Annotated in this window: 6 protein-coding genes; all 6 read right to left on the bottom strand. The window is 61.5% G+C overall.

The features are described 5' to 3' along the window. A partial coding sequence (locus VZ95_RS03885; RefSeq protein WP_045774709.1) for a translation initiation factor IF-2 associated domain-containing protein occupies window positions 1-181 on the bottom strand: 181 nt, incomplete at its 3' end. Continuing rightward, on the bottom strand, window positions 178-894 hold the full coding sequence (locus VZ95_RS03880) for an RNA-binding protein (RefSeq protein WP_052711458.1): 717 nt from the start codon (window positions 892-894) through the stop codon (window positions 178-180). The genes VZ95_RS03885 and VZ95_RS03880, both read right to left, overlap by 4 nt. Before the next feature lie 5 nt (window positions 895-899). Then, window positions 900-2,408 carry a transcription termination factor NusA gene (gene nusA / locus VZ95_RS03875; protein ID WP_045774708.1) on the bottom strand — a complete coding sequence of 503 codons (1,509 nt, stop codon included), beginning with the start codon at window positions 2,406-2,408 and terminating at the stop codon, window positions 900-902. A gap of 81 nt (window positions 2,409-2,489) precedes the next feature. Next, window positions 2,490-3,017: a ribosome maturation factor RimP gene (rimP, locus tag VZ95_RS03870; protein ID WP_045774710.1), complete on the bottom strand. Its 528-nt coding sequence runs from the start codon at window positions 3,015-3,017 to the stop codon at window positions 2,490-2,492. Window positions 3,018-3,199: 182 nt separating this feature from the next. Next, the gene (trmB, locus tag VZ95_RS03865; protein WP_045774707.1) at window positions 3,200-3,898 is read right to left on the bottom strand and encodes a tRNA (guanine(46)-N(7))-methyltransferase TrmB; all 699 of its coding nucleotides are present in this window, start codon (window positions 3,896-3,898) and stop codon (window positions 3,200-3,202) included. After that, window positions 3,899-5,074 (bottom strand): methionine adenosyltransferase, encoded by a 1,176-nt coding sequence (gene metK / locus VZ95_RS03860; RefSeq protein ID WP_045774706.1) that lies wholly within the window; start codon window positions 5,072-5,074, stop codon window positions 3,899-3,901. Window positions 5,075-5,244: the final 170 nt, after the last annotated feature.

Genomic DNA, 5,244 nt, shown 5'->3' with positions numbered 1-5,244 from the left:
GGGCCTCGGCGGGGGCATCCGTGCTCACCCGCTTCTTCTTTACCTCAACCTGAACCGTCTTCGACCGACCGTGCGAAAAACTTTGGCGCACCTGTTGGGTCTCGACCGGCTTCTTGAGCTCGAGCTTACCCCTGCTCAACGTGAGGGGTTTCTTACCGCTTTGCTCGTTCTCGTTCGTCATGCTCTTGCGACTTCCTGCTCAAACCCATCCGCGCGCAACTGAGAAAGCCGCGCAAATTCCTCATCCAGACGCTGAGCCAGCCCCCCGGGGGAGATGGCTACATGCACCAGATGATCTCTTCCAAACGGGGCCGCTAACTGCGCCGCCGTGAGAAGAGACCATTCCCGTCCCGGATTCTCGGGCCGGGATGCCTGCCCTGGCTGCGCGCGTAAGGCGGCAAACAGGGAAGAGAGTTTTGACCGCCCACCGGCAGCCCCATCACACGCCTGGATTAGCAATGCGGCGCGATTGGCCCGAACCCAGGCTTCCGCCTGATCGTACCCAATCACCGCTTGCCCCGCTCGGCGCGCGAGGCCCAATAAACTACCGCACCGGGCGGCAATCAAGTGGGCCAAGCGGTCGGCCCAATCGTCCGGTACCTGGACCGGACGCTTAGCCGCCTTAGCAAAAGCGCGCTTCTTCAGCGCCTGTCCTATCGCGTCCCGGCTGGGGGTTACATAGAGCCCCCGGCCCGGAAGTTTAGTCTCAAGATCGGGCACCAACACCCCATCCGGCGACACCACGCATCGCACCAACTCGGCCTTAGGCCGCAGGGCGAAGGTGGCGACGCAGCGCCGCGTGGGGCCGGTCTCCGGAAAATTCTCGTCGGCATAGGCCGCATCCGCAGCGTCGCCGTCCAAGATTTCCGCCGATGTCGGCTCCAGCGGCAGCACTAAGCTTAAGCCCCCGCCTCTTCGTCGGTGAACCAATGGGCGCGCGCGGCCATGATGAGATCATTGGCTTGCGCTTCGTCCAGGCCCGAGTCGGTCCCAGCGAGTTCCAGCAGTTCGTCCGACGCGAGATCGCCCACGTCATCCAGGGTTTTGAGGCCCTTTTCACCCAGTTTCACCAGCAGACCCGGCGTCATGCCCGGCAGGGCCGCCACATCATCGGCCACGCCCATCGTTTTGCGCTGCTCTTCGAACGCAACGTCGCGCTGTTCGATATAGGCGGCGGCACGGGCTTGCAGTTCGGTCGCGATATCGTCATCGAAGCCTTCGATGGACGCGAGTTCTTCGGTGGCGACGCCGGTGATTTCTTCGAGCGTGCTAAAGCCTTCCGAAACCAGCAGATGCGCGATGAGCTCGTCCACATCCAGGGCTTCGATAAACAGTTCCGAGCGGGCGCGGATATCTTCCTGACGGCGCTCCGAATCCTGCTTTTCGGTCATAATATCGATGTCCCAGCCCGTGAGCTGGGACGCCAAACGCACATTCTGCCCGCGCCGACCGATGGCCAGCGACAGTTGATCGTCGGGAACGATCACATCGATGCGATGGGCTTCCTCATCGAGCACGACCTTGGCGACTTCCGCCGGGGCCAGAGCGTTGACGACGAAGGTCGCAGGATCGGGCGACCAGGGAATAATGTCGATCTTCTCGCCCTGAAGCTCGCCGACCACCGCCTGCACGCGGCTCCCGCGCATACCGACGCAGGCACCGACCGGATCGATGCTGCTGTCATTGGAATGCACACCGATTTTGGCGCGGCTGCCGGGATCGCGCGCCACGGCGCGGATTTCGATAATCCCGTCGTACACTTCCGGCACTTCCTGGCTGAAGAGTTTCGCCATGAACTGCGGATGCGTGCGCGAGAGGAAAATCTGCGGGCCGCGCTGTTCGCGGCGCACGTCATAGATATAGGCGCGCACGCGGTCGCCAGGGCGGAAGGTTTCGCGCGGCAGCAACTCGTCGCGGCGCAGCACCGATTCGGCCCGTCCGAGATCGATGGTGACATTGCCGAACTCGACGCGTTTCACCACACCATTGATGATTTCGCCGACACGGTCCTTGAATTCATTGAACTGGCGATCGCGCTCAGCATCGCGGACGCGCTGGACGATCACCTGCTTGGCGGTCTGGGCGGCGATGCGACCGAACTCGATCGGCGGCAGCATTTCGGTGAGAAAATCGCCAATCCCGGCGTCCGGGTTACGGTCCTGCGCTTCGATCAGGCTGATTTGCGTGGCTTCATTATCGACGGTTTCGACGACTTCCCGGAACCGGCGCAGGCGAATTTCGCCGTTCGCGCGGTCAATCTCGGCGCGAATATCGTGCTCGACCCCGTATTTCGACCGTCCGGCCTTCTGAATGGCCTGCTCCATCGCCACCAGAACTTCTTCGCGGTCGATGCCCTTTTCCCGGGCGACGGTATCGGCGACTTGCAGCAGTTCAACTCTGGTTAACACGGTCTTGGTTCCATTCGTCCGTCAATGTCGCGTCGCATCCTCTCGTGCCGGGGGTCGGGCCGAACCGGCAACGACGCTAGGTTAATTCTTCAGCGCGTCGGCGCTCGCCTTCATCAAATCGTCCGTTAGGATCAATTTGGCGCGGGCAATGGCATTGAAGGGAATCTGAAAATCGGTTTCGCCATCGCGAATGCGCACGATGCCGTTTTCGGCAATTCCCAGCAACCGTCCGCGAAAGCGCTTGCGCCCTTCGATCAGCCGGTCGGCATCAATCCGCACTTCAAACCCGGCAAAGCGGGTAAAATCGGTTTTGCGCGTCAAGGGCCGGTCAATACCGGGCGAGCTGACTTCGAGATGATAGGCTTCCGAAATCGGATCTTCCACATCGAGAATGGCCGACGCTGCGCGGCTGATTTCAGCGCAATCGTCCACCGACATGGGAACGCCGTCCTGGCGTTCGGCCATAATCTGCAACAAAGGCCGCTGGCCACCCGCATATTGCACCCGAACCAGCGCATAGCCCATCGCATCAATCGCGGGCTCGATTAGCGCCTCGATCTTGCTTGCCACGCCCGCTTGCACCGGGCCAATTTCATCTTCGTCGTTCATCTCGCCAAACCCAAACCAGAACCCGCCGAATTTCAGAAAAATCCGAAAAGATTCCGAAACCTCACACCCGAAAAACAAAAAAGTGGGCCAAGAGGCCCACCCTTTTTGCGTCGGTCCGGTTTTGCAACCGATCCGCTATGGGAGTGGCGGGATATTACGCTTTTGCGCTCCCGCCGCAAGGGCTAAATCATCGCCCGCCGCTGAAACCTTAGGAAACTTGGGTGAATCCCTTTCGCGCGCGCCTTTTCTTCATAGCGTGTTGCGGGCCAGTCACGGGGGCGCTCGCGCCAATCGCTCGGCCCTTCGGCGAGCCATGCAAAAGCCGGATGGGGGGTCGTCTCCGCCAGCATCCAAGCGACGTAATCTTGATCGTCGCTGGCCATGCGCAGTTCCGCCCCCGGCCGCAGCAGGCGGGCGAGACTATCGAGATTTTCCTTTTGCACGAACCGGCGGCTGTTATGCCGCTTCTTCGGCCAGGGATCGGGGAACAGAATGAAGGCGCGGCCTAGGCAGCCATCGGGCAGCGCATCCATCAGCGGGCGCGCATCGTCCGGCCAAACGCGCACATTCGTCACCTGCTCGCGGTGAATATGCCCCAGGCCCGAGACGACGCCGTTCAGGAACGGCTCTGCCCCGATCAGGCCGACATCGGGGTTCTGATCCGCCTGCCACACGAGATGTTCGCCGCCGCCAAAGCCGATTTCCAACCAGAAATCGCGCTTTGGCGTCTCGAACAGGCGGGCGGGGTCGAGGCGCGCGCCCGGCTCTAAGACCGGAACGCGCACCTTCGGCATCACCTCGGCCAGAAGCTCCTTCTGGCTGTCGCGTAATTTCCGCCCGAAGCGCCGCCCATAGACGCGGCGTTTAACCTCGCCGGTCACTTACGCGCCGAAGGTCGATTTCAGGGCCGGGACCAGATCGGTTTTTTCCCAGGAGAAACCGCCGTCCGCTTCCGGCTCGCGCCCAAAGTGGCCATAGGCCGCCGTGCGGGCGTAGATCGGGCGATTAAGCCCCAGATGCTCGCGAATGCCGCGCGGGCTGAGGTTCATCAGCTCTTGCAGCACTTTGACGAGGCGGGCTTCATCGACCTGCCCCGTGCCATCGGTATTCACATAGACCGACAGCGGGTGCGATACGCCAATCGCGTAAGAAAGCTGAATAGTGCAGCGGTCGGCCAAGCCGGCAGCCACCACATTCTTCGCCAGATAGCGCGCGGCATAGGCCGCCGACCGATCGACCTTAGTCGGGTCTTTCCCCGAGAAGGCACCACCACCGTGGGGAGCCGCGCCGCCGTAGGTATCGACGATGATCTTGCGGCCCGTGAGCCCGCAATCGCCGTCCGGCCCGCCGATGACGAAACGCCCTGTGGGGTTCACGTAGAAATGCGGCTCGTCGCACATCCAGCCCGCCGGAAGAATTTTCTCGACATAGGGGCGAACGATTTCGCGGACTTCTTCTTGATTCACGCCTTCGGAATGCTGCGTGGAAACAACGACCGAGGTCGCCGCCACCGGTTTACCGTCGACATAGCGCAGCGTGACTTGGCTTTTCGCATCCGGCCCGAGGTGATGGGTTGCGCCGCTATGGCGGGCTTCCGCCAGTCCCTTCAGGATCGCGTGCGAGTAGAACAGCGGCGCGGGCATCAGCGCCGGGGTTTCCGTGCAGGCAAAGCCGAACATAATGCCCTGATCGCCCGCGCCTTCGTCCTTATTGCCCGTGGCATCAACGCCGACGGCAATATCTTCGGACTGAGCATGAACCAGCACTTCCACTTTAGCGGTCTGCCAGTGGAAGCCCTTTTGGGCGTAGCCGATCTTATGGATGGCGTCGCGCGCGGCATCTTCCATCGCCTTCGGCGAGATGCTGTCCGGCCCGCGTACTTCGCCCGCCAGCGTTACGTGATTGGTCGTCGCCAAGGTTTCCACCGCGACGCGCGCATAGGGGTCGGCGGCCAGAAACAAATCGACAATCGTATCGGAAATGCGGTCGCAGACTTTATCCGGATGACCTTCGGAAACGGATTCGCTGGTGAACAGATAATCAGACGGACGGGCCACCGGATTCCCCTTTAAACTGCCGTAAATTAAACCAGAACTCTAGGTTCTGGCCGATCTTTCTGTCGTGTCCCGCGCAGAGCGTCAAGCCCCGTTAAGAAAGACGCGAGCGTAAAAGAGCGCCACCGGAGGCCGGGGGCGCTCTTGAGCGGTATGCTTAAAAGCCCGGTTAC

This window comes from Elstera litoralis, assembly GCF_000963705.1.
Lineage (GTDB): Bacteria > Pseudomonadota > Alphaproteobacteria > Elsterales > Elsteraceae > Elstera > Elstera litoralis.
Note: the sequence above shows the minus strand (reverse complement) of the source record. Positions and strands in the feature narration are given on the sequence as shown.